Origin of the sequence: Novosphingobium sp. B-7, from assembly GCF_000410615.1 — a bacterium.
In the GTDB taxonomy this organism is placed as follows: domain Bacteria; phylum Pseudomonadota; class Alphaproteobacteria; order Sphingomonadales; family Sphingomonadaceae; genus Novosphingobium; species Novosphingobium capsulatum.
Map to the genome: position 1 here is coordinate 1 of NZ_KE148446.1, position 19,150 is coordinate 19,150.

Genomic DNA, 19,150 nt, shown 5'->3' on the forward strand with positions numbered 1-19,150 from the left:
CGCGCGGCGCCAGCCATTCCCGCCCTGGCCCGCCGCTCACCGCATCGCGTGCACCGCATCGCGTGGACGCAAGAGCAGCGGCCCGGCCGCGTCGCGTGCGTGCAGCGGGCCAAGCAGGCTGGCCACGGTATCCACATTGCTGGCCACCAGCGGCAATTGCAACACCGGCGCACCAGCCTTGGCAGTCAGGCCGGACAGGCGCAGCGTAATCTCCACCGTGCCCACGCGGTCTCGGTCGGCCACATCGGCGCGCGGGGCAAAGGTGACCGTCAACGCGGGCGGAGTGGCGCGAGCCGGTGCAGGCAGCAGCACGGCTGCGGCCAGCAACGCGGCCAGGGAATGGGGCAATCGCGGCATTGGCAGAAATCCCCTGTTGCGTGGTCAGATTGCCAAGCGGTTGCCTGCTGCCTGGCGCAGGGCCGCTTCCAGCGCGGCAAGGCCGGCGTCAAGTTCGGCATCGGGCAGGCAGAAGCCGATACGGATGTGTCCGGGCTGGCCAAAGAATTCGCCCGGCGCCACGATCACCCCGCTTTGCGCGATCAGCATTTCGGAAAAGGCGCGGGTATCGGCAATGCCGGGCAAAGCGGGAAAGCAGATGCAGCCGGCATCGGGCAATTCACCCGCCATCAGTCCGGCATCCACCATGCGGGCAAACCACGCGGCAAAGCGGGGTCGCGCGCGCGCCACATGGCTGCGCCAGTGATCGGCAAAGGCGTCGGCGCGCAGCATCACTTCGGCAGCGACCGCGTGCGACAGGGTCGAAACCCCGAATTCGGCGCGCGCGGCATAGTCGCGCAGGGTGGCCATCACGCCGGGCGCACCCACGATCCAGCCACAGCGCAACACGCCCAGGCCGAAAATCTTGGTCAGGCTCGACAGGCTGATCACCGCCGGCGAAAGCGCGCAGGCCGGGCCGGGGCGGCTGGCCTTGTCGGCATAGTCGCCATAGACTTCGTCCACCACCAGCAGCACGCCGCGTGCCTGTGCCAGGTGGGCAAGCGCGACCAGGGTATCGCGCGGGATGCCCATGCCCGAGGGATTGTGCAGGTCAGACACCACGATCAGCCGCGTTTCCGGGCGAAGCGCGGCGGCAACCTGGTCCACGTCGATGCCGAAATGCGGGGCGGGGCGCGTGAACGTATCCACGCCAATCCCCTGCACTTGCGCTGCGCCGGCAAACAGATCGAAACCCGGCACTTCCACCAGCACGCGATCACCAGGCCGGAGCAGCGCGCGATAGAGCAGGGTGAGGCCGCCGGTGGCGCCGGTGGTGCACAGCACCTGGTCGATATCGACGCCATGGCTTTGCGCCAGCATCGCGCGCACGAACGGATTGCCGTCACCAAAGGCGCTGACATAGCGCGGTGAAAAATCGGGTTCGACTGTGGCCAGAACGGCCTGGCGCAGCAAGGCGCGCGGTTCGGGCACCGCGCTTTCAAACAGGCTCACGATCGGGCGCGGCGCCTGGCGTGCCAGCGCCACGGCGGCGGCAACCCATTGGGCATAAGCCATCGGCGCGGGGGCGATGGGCGGGGTGGCCAGATCGGGCGTGGCATCAGGCAGGGCGGTGCAGGTCATTGCGCCGATCCTATCGGGCAGGCGTTGCGCTTGTTATGCGATCTGTGCCCGCCGCGCGGGCGCCAGCGCATAATCCTTGTTGCCAGGGCGGCAAAGCCGGTCAATGCCGCCAATGCAAGTGCCGCGTAAGGCAGGCGTGGCGCTGGCCAAGATGGATCGCGGCAGAAGCGCGCGCTCACCTGGCGCCAGGCGAAACGGCGCGACGCCGGGCTGCTGGGTGATCGCGAAACGTTGCGGCTCGATGCCGAACGATGGGGCTGTTCGCGTTAGGCGCGGCCTTTGTAACCGCCATTTTTCTCTGCCACCTCGCGGGCGGCATGATCACCGCGTTAACGGCCTACTCGTCGATCCTGAAAATGCGCAGTTGCGCTTCCAGTTCGATCGCGCGTTGCCTGACGATCGCCGTGTGGTCGGCGGCCTGCATCGGCACGTACATCGTGCCCTGTCGCGTTGCAAACAGTGCGTTGCTTGCCTGGATATGCGCGTCACGAAAGCGCAGCCACGCGCGCTGCGCCTCGCGCAGTTTACCCGCCGCGTCGTTGGGCAAGGCGTGCAACAGCGCGCGGTAGGCCGCGCCCATGCGCTTGTCGTAGGCGTCGCGGGCAGCGACCTCGCAGCCGACCTGGCCGGCCGTGGATCCGTTGCTCGCGCCATCCAGGCAGCGCCGCGGCTCGGTTTCGGTCTTGTCCGCGCGCTCCACGGCGTGGGCAGAGGCAGCGTATGGTGTGGCAACGAAAACGGCCAGGTGCGCGATTTGGCGAATCTCCATCAAGGCCTCTCCTCTCGATTGCGGCCTAACCTCTAGCTTTCCAGATGCCCACTGATCGAGGCATTTGCTGCGGTTCGAACGCGATAGGGAGTGTAAACCGTTCCAGACCTGCTTGCCCGCCGGCTGTTGGTCTTCGCATCGCAAAAAGGGTGCTCAAACGCACGTTGCCCCGCCGAATGGCAGAGGCCAATACCTATCAGGATACCCGTATGGCTTTCGATTGGTGCCGAACGCGCCAGAATAGCGCCGCGCGAAAATCGCGGAGAAACTGGCCGATGCCAGCCATTCAGCGCATGCGCAGGGAGATTTGCAAGAGAGAAAGTAGCGCCAGGAGAGGACTCCCATTCACGCCCATTTATGCCTGAATTCCGCCACTTTTTGTGAGGATCTTCTGCTTGATGCCCTAAGCGATACCCTCAGAAATTATCTTGGGCAGGTTCGAGTTCTTGATGCTGCCGAATCGCCCTGCCGATCGCGTCTTTGCTGCTGTCCTGCTAACGCCTGTGCGCCTCTTACTCCACCCGAACCATCGGAGCACTTCATCAGTACTGCGTGGAGCGAGACCAGCGGTGAATGCTCAATTACGCGGGGATGATAGAGCGCGGTAGCGATCACCGGCTGGATCGAGGTGCTTGGCATCGGGTGAAAGCGAATTGTAGTAGTGGTATTGGCTTCGGCCGATGTCATGCCTAGCGCCACCAACCATGCGCTCTGCGCGATCGCGCACCTCAGGCGAAAATTTGTTCCGGGTCTTGCTCATAACGAAAGCTCCTTTTCACAAACAGGAGCCTTCGGAAAAGCCAGGGCGGTCCAGTTCGTGCTCGCTGCCTGGCAGCACGACTGTGACCACACCGACATTACGGCCTAGGGCTGTAGTGAGGCAAGGTAGGCGGAAACGTCCCTGACGTCTGCTGCGGACAATCCCCGGGCAACTACCTTCATGGGCGCAACCCCCGGATTGGCACGTGCTCCGGTCCGCATATCCCACAACGTACGCGCGACATAGCCGGCTGGCCGTCCGGCGATAGGCGGCGTCATGCCTATGCCCTCCAGGCGTTCGCCGTGACAGCTCTGGCACGGCATCCCCCCGCCACCGCCGGTCATGACGATGCGTCTCCCGCTGTCGATTGCCCCCAACGGGGCATAATCGGTCATCACCACATGATCGTCGTCGATCATCATGCGTCGCAGGTCACTGGACAATTCGACAACGCGGTTGCCGATCGGCTCGGTTCCTCTGCCCGGAGCGACATTGAGCCAGCCATATTTGTCGGGATAGGTCTGCGGCGCCGTAGTGCTCTCGACGACTTTTACCCAGCGCGACCTCGGCAGTTGCGAAAAGTATGTCGCCGCCTGTCTGAGTTCCGTCGGCGAGACCGCTTTTGCTACCTTGATCATCTCGGCCGTGCTGGGCTGCCCGCGTGCGGCTGACCGGCGATCGCCGTTTCGAAACGCCATGACTTGCTCGATGATATAATCGGCTGGGAGGCCGGCCAGATCCGCAGAGGCGGGAAAGCCTGCCCCGTTCAACAAATGGCATTCTGCGCATGGCGTGAGCCCGGCCCGTCCGGGACCGCCTACGACCGCTGGAGCCGGCGGGTGATCCTGTGGGTGCCAGTCGATCGGCCTTGGCGCTGCTTCCATCTGCGCGCGGGATAAGACGAGCGGGCTGCCGGGCACGCGAAACGGCCCCCTCCCCAGCGGCTGTCCGTAGGTCGACGTCGGACCGTGCGGATAGGCCCATGCCAACGCCGATATCGGGTCAGCATCGCGTTGGCATGCCGATACCAAGATCAAGAGTGCGGCGGCCAAAACTCCCGGTCGAGCTCGCTGCCGAGTCTTGCGCATCGCCATGCTCATTTCGCCCCGTACCGTTGCGCAATCATAACAAGCCTGCGCAGGTTGATAAGTCGCGCGTATTCGCGGGATCTAGGCGATGTGGAATTTGTCCACGCCGCCTAGGTAATGGTAGGTCTTTCTACGACGTCTCACTGCCGCTCGTAAACGAGCATGACTTTTTTGGCGGGTGCAAAGCGATCGCCTGATCGTTGAGCCTTCCGCATGATTTCGGCTTGATCATTCTTTCATTGCTATGAGACCGCAGCGCGCTCGCGCTCGCGCCCACGCCGCGCTGAGGAGAGCATAAGTGCGACGATGCCGCCAGCCCCCGCTATCAGCAGCCCAAGGCACGTGCTGCGCACGTCGGACAGCGCGATCATCAGCAGGATTGCCAGGTCCATGAACAGGGCGAGCGCTGGCAGAAACGGGTAGCCTATCGCGCGGTAGGGCCGGTTCAGCTCTGGCTCGCGCCGCCGCAGCTGAAAGAACGCCAGGTCCATCGCGGCGGTTACTGCCAGCGCCAAAGTCCCCATCAGCATGAAGATTGTCTCGTATCGCCCGGTAAGCACCAACAGGACAGCGACCCCAGCGAATGCCAACAACGCAAGATCCGGCGTGCCGCCAGCGTTGACGCTGGTCAGGAAACGCGGGGCGTAGGATGCCTTGCCCAGCGCGAACAGGACGCGCGTGCCGGGCATGATCCCGCTGTTCATGCAGACGACCAGCGTGGCGAACGCCACAGCCGACAAGATTCTGATACCCGTTGTACCCAGGGCGCTGCCAAGCGCCAGTTGCGCCGGGAATGCTGCGCCCGAAAGCTTCGCCAACGGCAGGGCGTGGCCAAGGCCCAGCAGCATGCCGACGTACAGCGCGCCAAAGGCAATGACCGACCAGCCTAGCGCGCGCGGCACGGTACGGCCGGGATCGGCGGTTTCTTCGGCGAAATAGGCGGCGTTGTTCCAACCGACATAGGTGCCGTAGACCAGCTGATAGCCGATGATCAGTCCCCCGGCGGTCCAGATCGGGGCCTTCGCCGGCACCAATGCTGCCACTGGCGCTGCGGTCGGGGCAACAACGAACAACAGGACAATGATTCCGATGACCAACGCCGCCTGAACCAGACTGGCCGTCATCTGCGTCCTTTCGCCAGCCACGACACCGCGCCAATTGATCAGTGAGAAAACGATCAGCAGAATCGCCGCGCTTAGCCTCGGGTCCGGCGCGATGATCGGCCATACAATCGCCAGAAAGATCGGCGCCCCCGCCGCAGCCTGCGCGGTGCCGGCGATACAGCTTAGCGCGTCCGTCCAGCCGATCACCATGGCGGCCGTGTCGCCAAATGCCCGACGTGCGACGACGACGCTGCCGCCCGACAAGCCGATGGCAGTCGACACTTCTGCCCATAGATTTGCCGACAGCAGTGACTGCGCCCCCACCGCGACGATCAGCAACACGGCAAGACGGACACTGCCGGTCTGCGCAATCACATTGCCTGGGCTGCGAAAGATGCCGCTACCGACCATATTGCCGAGCCCGACAGCGAGCGCGAACGCGGTCCCGAGCACGCGAAGCAGGCCCGATGAGGTTTTCACAGAGTACACCAGATCACCCCCCAGGGCTGGGCCTGATTTGCGAACCAGGTCGCGGACCAACCGCTTGTTGACGCATCGCTTAATCCTGCGCATTCGATGCGATCCGGCCTGCGCATGTCAGCCCTCGCGGTGTCGTCAGTTCATCTTGGTGATAGGGGCGGAGGCGAGCTGCCACTTGCCGCCGCGGCAACAATGACGATCCTCATTGTGCGACCCCTTCTGGTCAGCTCTTGTGCGCGGTCAGACGGTCGACAGAGCCGAGCAGTTTGTTGTCATTGCTGATTGCCAGCGTCTTGCCGTCTGCGAGCACGGTCAGCGTGCGTACGATCCCGATCTGCCCCTGGCGCCGAAACGTCTCGATCAGCGTGCGGGGGCCATCGCGTGTCACCGACACCTCTCCGGGTATGTCCGTGCCGGATATCGGCACGAACCCGCCGCCGATCGTCGCTGCGAAGGATTGGCCGGTGGAGTTACGCTGGGACATGACGTTGCCGTTGACGGTGATAGTGAAGCGGGTCTTTTCCGCGCTCGGATCGGCGATTGTGGTGGTGCGCCATGCGCCCGATGTCAGATGTGCGGCGGGATCCGCAGTCCCCGTGCGAACCTGGACTCCGGTCTCTTTGGTCGTCTTCCCGCTGGTGGCGCCGCCAATGACGACGGTGTAGGTCAGCGTCGCGCCATCGGGTGAGGCAACGTCGGTTTCATCGTGCACCACCCGGCCACGGAGGCGCTCGACCATCCGCATGGTGCGTGGGTCGATGATCGTTACCGATGCTTCGTCAAGGCTGGTCTGGCGGGCCACCGGATGAAACGCACCATCCGCAGGGATCGTGTATGACGGGACACAGCTGTCGCAGGTGAATTGCCCGTCCTTGACCGTCACCGTGAACGGCTTGTTCGAAAGCTGCGCCGACGAAAGATCGAGTACCCACTCGCCGTTGAAAACGCTCTGCTCCGCAGCAGACGTGCTCGACGCCGCACAGAGGAGCGCGACTGCTGAAAGGAAGTGCTTCATAGAGCCCCCACCGAGTTAATTGCGTCAGGATAAGCTTGCGCGGCCGGATGAGCGCTCGACGCGATTAACGACGTCGTCTTTCTGTGGCCTGCCCAAGCGATATCCCAGCGGCGTGATTTCGGTGATGGAACATTTTTGATCAGCTCGTGATCGAGGTTCAGGCGGCGATGCCGTCGCGATCTACGTTCTTCTGGTCGCTAACGTCGCGGAATGTGCGGGCAACGGCTCCGAGATAGACGATCATCTTCGTGGCGAAGACCCACTCGATCATGTCCTGGCCGGCGTCGGTAAAAGTTACCGCTCCGTCGTTTAGTTCGATCAGCTGTGCCTCTACGGCGGATTGGAAAAGACGCCGGATATGGGGGCGGGATACATGAAAGCGCCGCGCTGCCGTAGCAACTGCAAAAGGGATCGAACCGGTCGGCGGGAAGCTATCGCCCGGCGCTTCGCTCACAAGCTGGTTGAGGATTTGGGCTCCGGCGTGACGATGCGAGAAAACCTGGAAGTAGTTGTCCACGTCGTGTCCCTGCGCGCTGCTGTCCAGAAACCCTTGCGTCAAGTGCCGCACCAAGGCGTGAAAGGTGCGGGGATCGTCCAAGGCGCCAGCCACCTGCTTTGCTGCCGGTGCAATCCAAGCGGTCGCCTCGACAACCTGACGAAGATGAGCGGTGTAGGTATTCAGGAATTTGTCGGTCGGGAGGTAAACGGCCGGGGAATGCGAGGGACGTGCCGGCCTCACTTCGATAAACCGAAGATAGCCCATGTAGATAAGAAGCAAGCGCGCCCGGCCGGGGCTAGCGAGCCCAAGCTGTGTCATCAACTCCTTCAAGCGCGGCAGGGTTATGCCGCCCGAAACGTGAAGCATCGCCGTGCACAAAGCGGCGACCTTGCGACCTGCATCCTTGAGTATGCCGGCGATAGCGGGGTCGGCGTCAGCGCTTTCGAGCATTGCCCGTGCTAGCCAGCGGATGGCGCTGGGATAGCCTGGATTGGCGCGTAGACGCACATAACTTTCCAGCGGAATGATCGCGCCGGTATCCCAGGACAGCAAGTCCGTCATTTGATCCTCTAGCGCTCAGACTCGATCAGGGCGATCGGCTTTAGATGTAGTCGGCGCTCTGATCATCAGAGAGATACCCGAAAACGCGGAATTCGCTGGGAGTTTTCTCGCCGGGCACATTAACAGCCTTGAGGGATGATCTGACGACTTCTCGGTCAGCAGGTGTTTCAACCTGAATATCGACATGCAGAATGGCATCATATGCTAGCCGGAACCGAGGTCAGGATAAGCTCCGGCATAGCAACTTTGGTATCGCGCTCAAGGCGCATCGCGCCTCTCCAGCATCCTTGCACGGGTGATTACCGCCGCCAGGATGCGTGGACGTCACAGAAGTTATTCGGCGCGTGATCCGGGGATATTGGTGTTCTTGCTGGTCGGCACCGGCACCCGGGGCCACAGCAGGTGATCGAGGGACAGGGTTCCACCACCCTTGGCCAGCAGGGGCAACAGCAGACCGGCCCAGCTCAGATGGGTGGGCCAGGCATCGGGATAGACAAACACTTCGATCACCAGTGTCATGCCCAGCAGGCCCAGCGCCCCCAATCTGGTAAACAGGCCAAGGAACAGCAGCAGCGAGAACAGGTGCTCCGAAATCGTCGCGGCATAGGCGGCGAGGTGTGGTGGCACGAGCGGCAGCGCATAGTCGCTGGCAAAGAGGTCGAACGTGCCGTCGGTGATGGTGAACCAGCCTTCCACCTTGGCGCGGCCCGACAGGAAAAAGATGGCGCCCGCGCCCAGCCTCGCCACCAACAGCAACAGCCATTCGGGAAGCAGTCGCCGCGCCTGATCGGTGGCGTGGTGGCAAAACGAGATCAGCGTGGTCATCGGCTTGTCCTTGGTCGTTCGGCGGACATGGCAAGGCGGCCCGGACAGTGCGGATGGCAGCGTCCGGGCACCGCTTGGTGGAGAGGGCTGGTTCAACCGCGCGGCGTGAGCGAGCCCATGCCGTGGGGCGTCTTGATCGACGTGCAGGTGCCGATCTTCACCGCTTTCCAGGCGTTGCCCTGATAGTCCTTGACCGAGGTGCCGGCGCAACTGGTGCCGGCACCGGCCTTGCAGTCGTTCTTGCCGGCGAGCGCGACGCCATAGCACTTCTCGGTCTTGGGAGCATCGGCGGCCTGCGCGCTCGCCCCGGCAATGGTGGCCGAGAGGGCAACCGAGAGAGCGACGGCAGCGGCGGCTTGGGTAATGGTCATGATCAAGCTCCTTGGGAATGAAGGCGGTCAGGTGCGGCGCGGGCGGCGTTCCTGCCCCGGCCGACAGGGAGCATTTCGGCGCGGGTGGACGGTCGGTTACAGAATATATTTTCGACGATGGGCCGCTTGCGGTGTAACCATCGGCGGGTCTGGCGCGAAGCATGGCGTGGGAGCCCACATGCAAGCGAACGAAGCCCAGTTGAAAGCGTGGATGATTGGCGGTCTGGATGGCGATGCGGCCTGCCAGGCGCAATTGCTGCGCGCGCTCGTTCCCGTGCTCGAAGCGTTTTACCGCCGCCGCATGCGCGATCGCCGCGACGACATCGACGATCTCGTGCAGGAAACGCTGATTGCCGTTCACACGCGGCGGGCGACGTTCGACCGGGATCGCGCGTTCGGTGGCTGGCTGTTCGCCATCGCGCGCTACAAGATGGTCGACCACTTCCGCCGCTGCGGCCGAACCTGCCCGATCGAGGGGCTGGACGACATTCTGGTTGCCGAGGGGTTCGAGGAGGCCAGCAGCGCGCGGATCGATATCGACCGCTTGCTGGACGCGCTGCCGGCCAAGCAGTCGCAGGCGATCCGAGCCACCCGCCTCGACGGACTGAGCACGCACGAGGCGGCGGCGCGGGAAAGGATGGGGGAATCTGACGTGAAAGTGTCGGTGCATCGCGGCCTGAAAGCGCTTGCGGCCCGTATCAGAGGCGAATTGTAGGATGAACACCGACCAACTGATCGATGCCCTGGCGCGCGAGGTGACGCCCGTGCCGCGCCATGCCGTGGGGCGCCGCCTGGCCATTGGTCTTGCCGCGGGGGGCGTGATCACGCTTGCGCTGATCGCCTGGCTGCTAGGGTTCAATCCGCAGCTTGGCGCGGCCATCCGGCACTATTCGTTCTGGATGAAATGGGGCTACACCGTGTCGCTGGGCATCTGCGCGGCGCTGGCCACGGCGCGCCTCGCCCGGCCCGATAGTGGCCGGTTCGGCTGGTTGTGGCTGATGGCGATCCCGGTCCTTTCGCTGGTGGCGATCGGCTTGTTCGAAATGAGCCGGGTTCCGCCCGCCCAATGGCTGGCGATGTGGCTGGGGCAAAGCTGGAGCGTGTGCTCGTCGATCGTGTTCCTGCTCTCGGTGCCGATCTTTGGCGGGCTCTTGTGGTCGTTTCGGCGCCTTGCCCCAACGCGCCTGAGAGCCGCCGGCGCCACCGCAGGGCTGACGGCGGGATCGTGGGGCGCAACGCTCTATTGCCTGCACTGCCCCGAAGTGTCCGCGATCTTCGTGCTGACCTGGTATACCCTGGGGATTGGCCTGGCGGCGCTTGCCGGCGCCATCCTCGGGCCGCGTCTGCTGCGCTGGTAATCTTTTTTCGCCGCTGTAACCGCAGCCGGCACCCTGGCGAATAACCCCATGCCACTTTCGGCAATCGCATTTCCCAGGAGCGCTATGATGAACACTCTCAATTCGGGCCTGAGCCTCGCTGCCACTGCTGCCGTCGTGGCCGTGGCGGCCGCGGCTGTTGCCACCCCGGCGATGGCAGCGAGCGGCACGGCCGTGGTCCACTGCTATGGCGTCAATAGCTGCAAGGGCACGTCGGACTGCAAGTCGGGCAACCATGACTGCAAGGGCCAGAACGACTGCAAGGGCCAGGGTTTCAAGGCTCTGTCGGTCAAGGCCTGCAAGGCCGCTGGCGGCAGCCTGACCGAGCCCAAGTAAGCGCCACGACATCCACCCCGGCCTGCGCGCCGCCGCCCCGGCCAGTGGGCGGCGGCGCGCAGGCAAGAGGAGAGCGATCGTGCCTCACCCCAGCTTTGCCGGTTTCGGCCTCGGCCTGCGCAAACCGCATTATGCCGCCTTTCTGGAAGCGGCCGTGCCGGTCGATTTTGTCGAGGTGATATCCGAGAACTTCATGGTTCCAGGCGGGCGGCCAAGGCGCATCCTGCACCAGGTACGCGCGCGCTATCCAGTGGCGCTGCACGGGGTCTCGCTCTCCGTTGGCTCGGCCCATGGGTTGGACGCGGCATACCTGGCGCGTTTGCGTAGCCTGGTGGACGAGATCGAGCCATTGTTCGTGTCAGACCACCTGAGCTGGTCGCGCACGCCGGGCTTCAACGCGCACGATCTCTTGCCACTGCCCTATACCGCCGAAGCGCTCGATATCGTCTGCGCCAACCTGGCCCACGCCCAGGAGTGCCTGGGGCGTGCGATGCTGATCGAAAATCCCTCGAGCTACCTGGCCTTTGCCCAGTCCGACATGGCCGAGTGGGAATTCCTCGAACGGGTCTGCGCGCGGACCGGCTGCGGCCTGCTGCTCGATCTCAACAACATCCACGTTTCGGCGATCAACCATGGCTTCGACCCGCTCGCCTATCTGGCCGGGGTGCCGTTGGACCGGGTGCGGCAGATCCACCTTGCCGGCCACAGCCAGGGCGAGACGCTGTTGATCGATACCCATGATCAGCCGGTCCCGCCTTCGGTATGGACGCTGTTTGCGCAAGTCATCGATCGCCTGGGCCCGGTCGCGGTGATGATCGAGCGCGATGACAATATCCCGCCGCTGGCTGACCTGCTGGCCGAACTCGACCAGGCCCGGAGCCTGGCACGGCGCGGGATTGCGGCATGACGCTGGCCATGTTTCAGGCCGAATTCGGCGACTGGCTGATGACCGGATCGGACCGGGCGGCGGCGCGCTTTGGCCCGGTGGCCCAAGCCGGACTGCTGGTTTACCAGAACAATTATCGCGCGGCGTTGATGGCCTGCCTTCACGAGAGCTTTCCGCAAACGGTGCAGTGGCTGGGGCCTGAAGACTTCCAGGCCAGCGCCGCCCGCTGCATCGATGATCGCCCGCCCGATAGCTGGTCGCTGGACCACTATGCCGCCCTGTTCCCGCAAAGCCTGGCCGCGCAATGGCCTGACGATCCCGAAGTGGCCGACCTCGCCGCGCTGGAACTGGCGCTGGCCGATGCTTTTGTCGGCCCCGATGCCGATCCGCTGCCCAGCGCCGCGATGGGGAGGATCGATTGGGACAAGGCCGTGCTCCGCTGCGTGCCCAGTGCACGCCTGGTGACCTTGCGCACGAATGCGCCGGCGATCTGGTCCGCGCTGGTTCTTGGCGGCACCGTGCCGCGCGCGGAAAGGATGCCGCACCCCGTCGCTGTGCTGGTCTGGCGGCAAGGGGACACCGCCTGCTTTCGCACGCTGGACCCGGCGGAGGCCAAACTCGCCCCGCGACTGCTGGCCGGCGTATCGTTTGCCGAGGTGTGCCGCCACCTGGTGCGCGCGCATGGTGAGGCAGAAGGTGTCAGGATCGCGGGTCATTTGTTGGCGCGGTGGGCGACCGATGGCCTGCTGCATGGCGGTGCCCTGGCCTGAAATCATTGCGGTGCGGGAAAGGTGATGCAATAGAGGGGGGCGGGTGCTCGCTGGCCAGAACGTGGTGCGGGCAGGCTTTTGCGCTGGTCGGGCCGCCAGCGGGCCAACAGTCGTGTCCGGACGTTTCCCGTGTTGCATACCCATGACTTTGCCAGTGCTCTTGCCCGGCTTTGCCACGCGCTTTGCCGAGGGGCCTCTGCATTCTGTTTGCAGCTCGCGCCCGCGCTGGTGCTGTGGCGCCGGATCAACCATCGCCGCCTGGCGTTGAACCGATCGCGGGTGGTTCACCGGCTTCCTTGGGAATGGCGGCGGGCCTTTGCGCAGACATCGGAGCAAGCATGGAAGCATTGACGGAACCGGCCCGGAACACAGGCAAGCGGGTGGGCGCGCGGCTGAGCCGACTGGCGCTTTACCGCTGGTGGCGGCGCCGGGTCGTGGGGCAGGTCGATCACCAGGCGGTCGTTGCGCGCATCTTCGCGGAAAGCTGCTGGTCACCGCGCTATGCCTTCATGACGATGATGTCTGCCGGGATTGCGATGCTGGGATTGCTGCTCTCGTCCCCGGCGGTGGTGATCGGCGCCATGCTGATCTCGCCGCTGATGAGCCCGATCCTGGGCTTTGGGTTCAGCCTGGCGCTGTTCGATTTTGCCGAAATGCGGCGTTCGCTGCTGGCGTTGGCCGTCGGCGCCGTTGCGGCGGTGGCGTTCACGGCACTGATCGTCACGGTCTCGCCATTGCAGGCCCCCACGGCGGAGATCGTGGCCCGCACGCGCCCCAATCTGTTCGATCTGGGCGTTGCCCTGTTCGCCGCGCTCGCGGGGAGCTTTGCGATCATTCGCGGGCGGGGCGAAACGATCGTGGGGGTGGCGATCGCCACCGCCCTGATGCCCCCGCTTGCCGTGGTCGGCTATGGCCTGGCAACGTGGAACCTGCCCGTGCTGGGCGGCGCATTGGCGCTGTTCGTCACCAACTTCATCACGATCGCGCTCTCGGCAACGGCGATGGCGCGCTATTACGGCTTTGGCCACCAGCTTTCCAGCCGTCAGAGCTGGACCCAGACCATCCTGCTGCTGCTGGTTTTTGTGGCCATGGCCGTGCCGCTCGGCCTGGCGCTCAACCGCATCGCGCGCGAGGCCCTGATCGTCTCGGAAGTGCGGTCGCTGCTGAACAAGCGCTTCGGCAGCGCTTCGCGCGTGACCCAGCTCGACGTGGCATTCGATCGCGAACCCAACGTCATTCGCGCGGTGGTCATCACGCCGCGCGGGCAGACGCAGAAGACCGTGGTGCTGCAAAAGGCGATCGAACAGGAACTCGGGCGCCCGGTTCGCCTCAATATCGACCAGATCCTGCTCGAACCGGGGGCCGGCGCGATCGAGGCGCAGCGCGAGGAACTGCGCCAGGCAGGCGATCAGCCGGACCTGGAGACACAGCGCCTGGCCGGAATCGCGCGGATGATCGCGCTGATCACCGGTGTTTCGGCCGATGACGTGACAATCGACCGGGATCATCACCGCGCCACGGCGGCGGCCGTGCCGCTGCCCGGCGCAACCGTTGCTACCTATCGCGTGCTTGAAGCCCGCGCTGCCGCGCAGACCGATGGCTGGAGCGTGGCGATCGTGCCACCGCAAGGCCCGCTGCCCGAGATCGCCTTTGCCAATGATGCCGACACGCTGGACCCGGTGGCGCGCGAGGCCGTGCTGGCTTCGGCATGGGCGGCGCGGCGGTGGAATGTGCCGGCGCTGGGCGTGCCGGGTCTGCCGGCCGGGACAACGCCGGCGCGGCCAAGTCTGGCCCAGCGGCGCGCCCTTGCCATCGCAGCAACGCTGGCGACGCAAGGCGTCAACGCGCTGCCAGCGCCCGGCGGTGGGCAGCGGTTCCACTTGTCGGCTGGAGAAGGCCAGTGATCGCCGGCGTGGCGCTGACGCCGTTCGATGCGGCGGCCATTCTCATCGTGCTGGCCGCCGGGCTGGGCTATTGCAACTATCGCTTCCTCAAATTGCCTGCCTCGATCGGGCTGACGGTCATGGGAGCGATTGCCTCGCTGCTCGTCGTCGGCATAGCCCGCGTCGTGCCCGGCGCCGCGTTCGCGCGGGATATTGTCGGGTTCATCGCCGGCATCGATTTCCACACCACGCTGATGGATGGCATGCTCTCGTTCCTGCTGTTTGCCGGCGCGCTGCATGTGGATTGGCACGAGATGCGGCGCGGTCGCTGGCCGATCATCGTGCTCAGCACCATCGGCGTGGCACTGTCGACGGCCCTGATTGGCGGCGGCTTCCTGCTGCTGGCCCGCGCCATCGGCTTCGAACTGCCGGCGATCTGGTGCTTTGTGTTCGGCGCGCTGATCAGCCCGACCGATCCGGTCTCGGTGATGGGCGTGCTTAAGCGTGCCAACGTCTCCCCCACGCTCGAGGCGACGGTGGCGGGGGAAAGCCTGTTCAACGATGGCGTGGGCGTGGTCATCTTTACCATCCTGCTGGTATCGGCCCTTTCGGGTGAGGCATTTTCCCTCGGCCATGCCGCCGGCCTGTTCGCCACCGAAGCGGGCGGTGGCGTCGTGCTCGGGCTGGTCATCGGCTGGATCGCGTTCCGGCTGATGCGCTCGATCGACGATTACAAGGTCGAAGTGCTGATCAGCTTGGCGGTGGTGATGGGCGGCTATGCCATTGCGCGGCCGCTCCATGCCAGCGGGCCGGTGGCCATGGCCGTGGCCGGGCTGATCATCGGCAATGCCGGCGTGGCCCATGCGATGAGCGACACGACCCGCGATTATCTGCACAAGTTCTGGGATCTAATCGACGATATCCTCAACACCGTGCTGTTCCTGCTGATCGGGTTGGAAGTGGTGACCATTCCGGGAGATCTGCGCCTGGTGGTCCTGGGCCTTGCTGCCATTCCGCTGGCACTCCTGGCGCGCTCGATCTCGGTGCTCCTCCCACTGTGCGCGATCCGTCCTGGGCATCGCTATGGTCTGGTGGCCCCCGTTACGCTGATCTGGGGCGGGCTGCGCGGTGGTATATCCATCGCCCTGGCGCTGGGGCTGCCCGATGGCCCGGCGCGCCCGATCATCCTGGCAGCGACCTACCTGGTCGTGCTGTTCTCGGTCATCGGGCAGGGCGGCACGATCAAGGGCGTGTTGCAGCGCCTGGCCGCGAGGGATGAAGGAGCGCCGGCATGAAGGCGCGGCTGCTGCGGCTGTCGAACACCCTGCGCGAAAGCTATTGGTTCGTCCCCACGATCATGGCCCTGGCCGCGCTGCTGCTGGCCTTGACCACGGTGATGATCGACAGCCATGCCGGATCGACGACATGGACGACCGGATTGCCCGGGCTCGACACGGCCCGGCCCGATGGCGCGCGCAGCCTGCTGTCGGCGATCGGTGGTTCGATGATCGGCGTTGCCGGGACGACCTTCTCGGTCACCATCGCGGCAGTGGTCTATGCCTCGGGGCAGTATGGCCCGCGCCTGCTCAGCAACTTCATGTCGGATCGAGGCAACCAGGTTACCCTCGGCACCTTCATCGCCACGTTCGTCTATTCGCTGGTGGTGCTGCGCACGATCCACTCGGCAGGGGAGGGCGGCTCGGCGGTCGCGGCGTTCGTGCCGCAACTGGCGCTGTTGATCGCCCTGGTCCTGGTGCTGTGTTCGATCGCCGTGCTGATCTACTTCATCCACCATGTGCCGATGCAAATCCACATCAACAGCGTGATCGAACAGATCGGCGGGCGGTTGGTCGATGATATCGAGGCGCGCTTTCCGGCTCGGGACGAGCCCCCGTCTGCCACTTCCGCCAGCGCCATGCCGGTGCCCGCTGCCTTGTTGGCCGAGAGGCCCGTTGTTGGCCAGGACCGACCCGCCGCGATCGCGTGTCACGGCATGGGCTATATCCAGCTCATTGACGAGGAAGCTGTCATGGCGGTGGCCAAGGAGCAAGACATGGTCGTGCGCCTGCATCGCCAGCCGGGTGATTTCGTGCACAAGCACAGCGTGCTGATGACGGCCTGGCCGGCCGATGCCTGCACCGAGCAGGCGGCCACAGCCCTGCGCCATGCTGTCGCGCTTGGTTCGCGGCGCAGCGCGCTGCAAGACCTGCGGTTCCTGATCGATGAACTGGTGGAGATTGCCGCGCGCGCTTTGTCGCCGGGCGTCAACGATCCGTTCACGGCCAGCAGTTGTCTCGACTGGCTGGGCGCGGCGCTGGCCACACTTGCGCGACGGCGCCTGCCGCCGGGCCAGCGCGTGGATGCGGAGGGAAGCCTGCGGCTGGTCGCGCAGCCCGTAACGTTCGAGGGTTTTGTCGACCGCGCGTTTGGCGCCCTTGCCCAGTATGCCAGCGCCGACATGATCGCCGGAAAGCACTATCTCGATGCACTGGGCGATGTTGCCCGCAACTGCGATGATCCTGCACTCATCGCAACGCTGGCCAGACAGGCCCGCGCCTTTCGCGCGCTAGCCGCCAAGGCGCTGGATGGCGCATGTCGCGATGCCGTGGTGGCGCGCGCCGACAGTGTGCTGAACGCCTTGGTCCATGCTGGCGCGCAAGACAGCCGCGCCGGCGATGCAGACCGAATGGAAGGGATCATATGATTGTTGCCGTTGCCCTGATCGTGGCGCTTGTCGTCACCCTGGCGCTGACCTTCGGCCGGTTTGCGCGCAGCGATACCTGGCGCGCGACGGTCACGCCCTTGGCGTCGATCATCGGATCGGGCTTTCTCATCTGCGGACCGCTGCTTGCGCGCGAGTTCGGCAGCGCGGCGCTCGGTGCCATGGCCGTTCTGCTGGCCATTGCCTATGCGGCGGGCGCGGTGATCCGGTTCAACATCGTCCATGTCGAACCCTATCTTGCCAGGGCCGGCTTCAACGATCCCGTCGCCTGGCTGGCACGGCTGACGCAGGGCGTGCTGGCACTCGCCTATGCGGTGTCGGTGGCCTATTACCTCAAGCTGCTGGCGGAATTCTCGCTCAAGCCGATCGCCATTGCGCCGGCGCTTCAGCCCCTTGCTGCCAATATCATCGTGACCGTGCTGATCGTGCTGATGACGCTGCTGGCCCTGGGGGGCAGCCTGCGCAAGGTGGAGCACCTGGCCCATGGCACGGTCTCACTCAAGATCGGGATCATCGCCGGCCTGCTCGTGGCGCTGGCGCTGGCGTGGGCCATCGGCGGGATGCAAGCGGCATTGCCGCCTGCGCGGCTGTCGTTCGCCAGCGTGCCGATGCTGCTCGGCCTGCTGATCACGGTGCAGGGCTTCGAGACCTCGCGCTATCTCGGACATGCCTATCCGGCGGCATTGCGGGTCCGCACGATGCGGCATGCGCAATGGATTTCCTCGGCGATCTACCTCGCATTCATTGCGCTGCTCACACCGTTCCTTTCACGCGCTGCGGCCACCCAGGGGGTCGCCGGCATTCTCGATATCATGGAACTGATCGCGCCGGCGCTTGGCGTGTTCGTGCTGATCGGCGCGGTTGCCAGCCAGTTGAGCGCGGCGGTGGCAGATTCGATCGGCTCGGGCGGGCTGATCAACGAGGTGTCACGGCGCAAGATCAGCGTGCCGCTGGCTTTCCTGCTGGCTGGCGCGCTGGCGATCGTCATCGTCTGGCTGACCGACCCATTCGAGGTGGTCGCGCTGTCATCGCGCGCCTTTGCGCTGTTCTATGCGCTGCAATGCGCGCTGGCGTTGATCGTTTCGGTCAGGAATGGCGTGGGAACAGCGGCGCAGCGGATCGGCTTTGGCGCCATCGGTCTGGTCTGCCTGGTCGCAGCGGCGGTCGGCGCACCGGCGGAAGGGTGAGGGGTTGCCACGGGGCTGCCGTCTCGCTGCTCCGTAGTGGGCGTCCCCCCACGCGCGCGATTGCCGATTCCGTTAAGGCCATGCCCAGCCTCGTGATGATAACCGTTGGCATTTCCGCAGCGCTTTGAAATGAAGACGCAGCGAAGCGCTCCAGCGAAGGGTTGAAACCCAATCAACCTCTTCAAAATAAGGATGCCATGGGCCTCGCGATCTATTTGGATTTCGCATGAATAGGGCGGGCGCTGTGATCAGGCGCCTGGCGCCTGATCTGCGGCGAATTGATCGTAGGCCTCCACCGCTTGAGCGGCATACATCAGGCTGGGACCAGCGCCCATGTAGATGGCGAGGCCCATGGCATCCATCACCTCTTCGCGGGAAGCACCGTGCCGGACGGCGGCCTGCGCGTGAAAGGCCACGCACCCATCGCAGCGGATCGCGACCGCAATGCCCAGCGCGATCAGCTCCTTGGTCTTGCTGTCCAATGCACCATTGGCCGTGGCGGCGCTGGCCATTGCAGAGAAATTCTTCATGACATCCGGTGCGCCAAGACGAACTTGCTTGATCGCGCCCGACAGTTCCTTGGCCATCTGCGGCCAGTCCTTATGCATCAAGTTCCTCCTCTCAAGGATTGATCTGTCCAGCCAGAGCATTCAATTGCCAGGCGGCAACCATGCGCTGGCCCTCCGCCTCGATGGCGGCCGCATCAGCTGCGGTGGCCTCGCGCTCGGCGTCGAGAACGGCCAGAGTGGGCTTGGCGCCGACCTTTGCTTCCAGTTGAACGCTGCGCAAAGCTTCGGCGGTCGCGGCGGAACGGGCCGCGCTGGCGTCGACCACGCGGCGCGCGGTCTGAAGGCCGGTCCAGGCGGCGATGACCGCAGCGTCGATTTGTTCCCGGGCCTCGCGCGCGCGCGCTTCGCTGGCGTCGAGCGTGGCGTCGGCCT

Annotated in this window: 21 protein-coding genes; 9 read left to right on the plus strand and 12 right to left on the minus strand. The window is 64.9% G+C overall.

The genetic code is table 11. The annotated features are described in order from the left end of the window. Positions 1 to 36: 36 nt before the first annotated feature. The 10 genes from H926_RS0119660 to H926_RS0119700 form a co-directional block, all read right to left on the minus strand. Positions 37 to 357 (minus strand): hypothetical protein, encoded by a 321-nt coding sequence (locus H926_RS0119660; protein WP_022677809.1) that lies wholly within the window; start codon positions 355 to 357, stop codon positions 37 to 39. A 24-nt stretch (positions 358 to 381) separates the two neighbouring features. Beyond that, positions 382 to 1,578 (minus strand): pyridoxal phosphate-dependent aminotransferase, encoded by a 1,197-nt coding sequence (locus H926_RS0119665; protein ID WP_022677810.1) that lies wholly within the window; start codon positions 1,576 to 1,578, stop codon positions 382 to 384. A gap of 337 nt (positions 1,579 to 1,915) precedes the next feature. Next, positions 1,916 to 2,347, minus strand: a complete 432-nt coding sequence (locus tag H926_RS0119670; protein ID WP_022677811.1) for a lysozyme inhibitor LprI family protein — start codon at positions 2,345 to 2,347, stop codon at positions 1,916 to 1,918. 577 nt (positions 2,348 to 2,924) lie between these two features. Next, positions 2,925 to 3,107, minus strand: a complete 183-nt coding sequence (locus tag H926_RS32685; protein ID WP_148291817.1) for a hypothetical protein — start codon at positions 3,105 to 3,107, stop codon at positions 2,925 to 2,927. Positions 3,108 to 3,211: 104 nt separating this feature from the next. Next, positions 3,212 to 3,745, minus strand: a complete 534-nt coding sequence (locus H926_RS0119675; RefSeq protein WP_231627718.1) for a c-type cytochrome — start codon at positions 3,743 to 3,745, stop codon at positions 3,212 to 3,214. A gap of 692 nt (positions 3,746 to 4,437) precedes the next feature. Beyond that, positions 4,438 to 5,871 carry an APC family permease gene (locus H926_RS0119680; protein WP_082209257.1) on the minus strand — a complete coding sequence of 478 codons (1,434 nt, stop codon included), beginning with the start codon at positions 5,869 to 5,871 and terminating at the stop codon, positions 4,438 to 4,440. A 130-nt stretch (positions 5,872 to 6,001) separates the two neighbouring features. Continuing rightward, complete coding sequence (locus tag H926_RS0119685) at positions 6,002 to 6,793, minus strand: hypothetical protein (protein ID WP_022677814.1); 792 nt, start codon at positions 6,791 to 6,793, stop codon at positions 6,002 to 6,004. 157 nt (positions 6,794 to 6,950) lie between these two features. Beyond that, complete coding sequence (locus H926_RS0119690; protein ID WP_148291819.1) at positions 6,951 to 7,853, minus strand: hypothetical protein; 903 nt, start codon at positions 7,851 to 7,853, stop codon at positions 6,951 to 6,953. Between the two features lie 333 nt (positions 7,854 to 8,186). Further along, positions 8,187 to 8,678, minus strand: a complete 492-nt coding sequence (locus tag H926_RS29125) for a DoxX family protein (RefSeq protein ID WP_022677816.1) — start codon at positions 8,676 to 8,678, stop codon at positions 8,187 to 8,189. Positions 8,679 to 8,770: 92 nt separating this feature from the next. Further along, on the minus strand, positions 8,771 to 9,049 hold the full coding sequence (locus H926_RS0119700) for a DUF2282 domain-containing protein (RefSeq protein WP_022677817.1): 279 nt from the start codon (positions 9,047 to 9,049) through the stop codon (positions 8,771 to 8,773). Between the two features lie 178 nt (positions 9,050 to 9,227). On the opposite strand from H926_RS0119700, the gene H926_RS0119705 reads away from it, so the two are divergent. From H926_RS0119705 to H926_RS0119745, 9 genes are all read left to right on the plus strand, one after another. Continuing rightward, positions 9,228 to 9,764 (plus strand): sigma-70 family RNA polymerase sigma factor, encoded by a 537-nt coding sequence (locus H926_RS0119705; RefSeq protein ID WP_022677818.1) that lies wholly within the window; start codon positions 9,228 to 9,230, stop codon positions 9,762 to 9,764. 1 nt (position 9,765) lies between these two features. Further along, the gene (locus H926_RS0119710; RefSeq protein ID WP_022677819.1) at positions 9,766 to 10,407 is read left to right on the plus strand and encodes a DUF1109 domain-containing protein; all 642 of its coding nucleotides are present in this window, start codon (positions 9,766 to 9,768) and stop codon (positions 10,405 to 10,407) included. An 87-nt stretch (positions 10,408 to 10,494) separates the two neighbouring features. After that, a complete protein-coding gene (locus H926_RS0119715) occupies positions 10,495 to 10,761 on the plus strand; it encodes a hypothetical protein (protein ID WP_028658260.1) in 267 nt (88 codons plus the stop codon). Positions 10,762 to 10,840: 79 nt separating this feature from the next. Then, on the plus strand, positions 10,841 to 11,668 hold the full coding sequence (locus H926_RS0119720; RefSeq protein WP_022677820.1) for a DUF692 domain-containing protein: 828 nt from the start codon (positions 10,841 to 10,843) through the stop codon (positions 11,666 to 11,668). Next, positions 11,665 to 12,417 carry a DNA-binding domain-containing protein gene (locus H926_RS0119725; protein ID WP_022677821.1) on the plus strand — a complete coding sequence of 251 codons (753 nt, stop codon included), beginning with the start codon at positions 11,665 to 11,667 and terminating at the stop codon, positions 12,415 to 12,417. The genes H926_RS0119720 and H926_RS0119725 overlap by 4 nt, the downstream gene beginning before the upstream one ends. 338 nt (positions 12,418 to 12,755) lie before the next feature. Next, positions 12,756 to 14,321 (plus strand): DUF389 domain-containing protein, encoded by a 1,566-nt coding sequence (locus H926_RS0119730; protein ID WP_022677822.1) that lies wholly within the window; start codon positions 12,756 to 12,758, stop codon positions 14,319 to 14,321. Next, positions 14,318 to 15,595 (plus strand): sodium:proton antiporter, encoded by a 1,278-nt coding sequence (locus tag H926_RS0119735; RefSeq protein WP_022677823.1) that lies wholly within the window; start codon positions 14,318 to 14,320, stop codon positions 15,593 to 15,595. Before H926_RS0119730 ends, H926_RS0119735 begins: the two co-directional genes overlap by 4 nt. Next, entirely contained in the window at positions 15,592 to 17,004 is a 1,413-nt protein-coding gene (locus H926_RS29130) for a DUF2254 domain-containing protein (protein ID WP_022677824.1), read from the plus strand. The genes H926_RS0119735 and H926_RS29130 overlap by 4 nt, the downstream gene beginning before the upstream one ends. Next, positions 17,001 to 18,209 (plus strand): hypothetical protein, encoded by a 1,209-nt coding sequence (locus tag H926_RS0119745; RefSeq protein ID WP_022677825.1) that lies wholly within the window; start codon positions 17,001 to 17,003, stop codon positions 18,207 to 18,209. Before H926_RS29130 ends, H926_RS0119745 begins: the two co-directional genes overlap by 4 nt. A 248-nt stretch (positions 18,210 to 18,457) precedes the next feature. On the opposite strand, the gene H926_RS0119750 is transcribed toward H926_RS0119745, so the two are convergent. Both H926_RS0119750 and H926_RS29135 read right to left on the minus strand, forming a co-directional pair. After that, positions 18,458 to 18,796: a carboxymuconolactone decarboxylase family protein gene (locus tag H926_RS0119750; protein WP_370525356.1), complete on the minus strand. Its 339-nt coding sequence runs from the start codon at positions 18,794 to 18,796 to the stop codon at positions 18,458 to 18,460. A 34-nt stretch (positions 18,797 to 18,830) separates the two neighbouring features. Next, a partial coding sequence (locus H926_RS29135) for a TolC family protein (RefSeq protein WP_043610551.1) occupies positions 18,831 to 19,150 on the minus strand: 320 nt, incomplete at its 5' end.